The organism is Micrococcus sp. LASM2_SD2, assembly GCF_057364565.1.
The window spans coordinates 1-1,201 of record NZ_JBNFOB010000394.1; the positions used below are offsets into that span (position 1 = coordinate 1).

The window sequence follows — 1,201 nt, forward strand, 5'->3', positions numbered from 1 at the left end:
CGCTGCGTGCCGCCGGGGCGGCCACCGCCGTCCTCGGCCTCTGCGTGCTGCTGGCGGACGCGCTGCCGCGGTCCCGGTGGCGCCTCACCGTCCTGCTCGAGGCGGTCGGGCGGATCCCCCTGACGCTCTACGCGGGCCACCTGGTGGTGCTCGCCGTGCTGGACGACACCGTCCTGCACAGCTCCTCGGGTGCCTGTGAACGGTCCGGCTGGTGCTGGGACGGCACCACGGCGGTGCTGGTCGCATGGGCCGGATGCCTCGTCGTGGCGCTGGGGTTCCGGCACTTCCGGAGCCGGGGACCGCTCGAGGCGGGCCTGCAGGCAGCGGTGGGTGCCGTCGTCGGGAAGCAGGAGGCGGGCCTGCGCTGAGGCGGGCGCGCACGTTGAGGCGACCCGGACACGACGACGCCCCACCCCGGACGGACCGAGGCGGGGCGCTCAGCGAGCCGATCAGCCGCGGGCGGCGCGGGCGTCCTCGGTGAAGAGGCGGCCGGCGGTGTGGATGGCTCCGCGGGCCCGGCGGCGGTCACCGGAGGCGTCGTAGGCCAGGCCCAGGCGGTACCAGGCGCGCCAGGACTGCGGGGCCGCCTCGGCCTCGATGCGGTAGGTCTCGAACTGCGCGTCCGCGGCGGCGCGGTCGATGCGGCCGCCGGGCGAGCGCGGCAGGTCGTCCGCGGGGAGATTGCCCTCGGCGGCCAGGATCGCGGCCATACGCTCGGAGAGCAGGCCGAAGCGCAGCTCGCGCCACAGGGTCCACATCCCGACCGCCACCACGGCCAGCACCGCGACGCCGATGGCCTTCGCCACCGGCTGCGGCGCCAGGATGAACCCCACCGCCGAATACACGGCGATCACCGCGAAGAACAGCAGCAGCAGGGTCAGCGCGGCCACGCCCACCTTGGTCAGCCAAGGACGCTGCGGGCGGGGCTGGCCGCCGGTGCGGGACGGGGTCGTGCGGGCGGCGTCGTCGGCGGGGTCGTGCGGGGTGCGCGGGTCAGTCAAGGTCGAGGTATCCGTCCAGTCCGTAGGTCAGGCCCGGGTGGGAGGCCACCTGGCGCAGGCCCAGCAGCACGCCGGGCATGTAGGCGCCGCGGTCGAAGGCGTCGTGGCGGACGGTCAGCTGCTCGCCGGGACCTCCCATGAGCACCTCCTGGTGCGCCTCCAGGCCGCGCAGGCGCACCGCGTGCACGCGCACGCCGTCC

Annotated in this window: 3 protein-coding genes; 1 reads left to right on the top strand and 2 read right to left on the bottom strand. The window is 75.9% G+C overall.

Going from position 1 to position 1,201, the window contains the following annotated elements:
* On the top strand, positions 1-368 hold a 368-nt coding region (locus AC2W7A_RS12655), incomplete at its 5' end, for a DUF418 domain-containing protein (protein WP_485991640.1).
* An 81-nt stretch (positions 369-449) separates the two neighbouring features.
* On the opposite strand, the gene AC2W7A_RS12660 is transcribed toward AC2W7A_RS12655, so the two are convergent.
* Entirely contained in the window at positions 450-905 is a 456-nt protein-coding gene (locus AC2W7A_RS12660; protein WP_485991642.1) for a hypothetical protein, read from the bottom strand.
* A gap of 88 nt (positions 906-993) precedes the next feature.
* A partial coding sequence (locus AC2W7A_RS12665; RefSeq protein WP_485991641.1) for a dihydrodipicolinate reductase C-terminal domain-containing protein occupies positions 994-1,201 on the bottom strand: 208 nt, incomplete at its 5' end.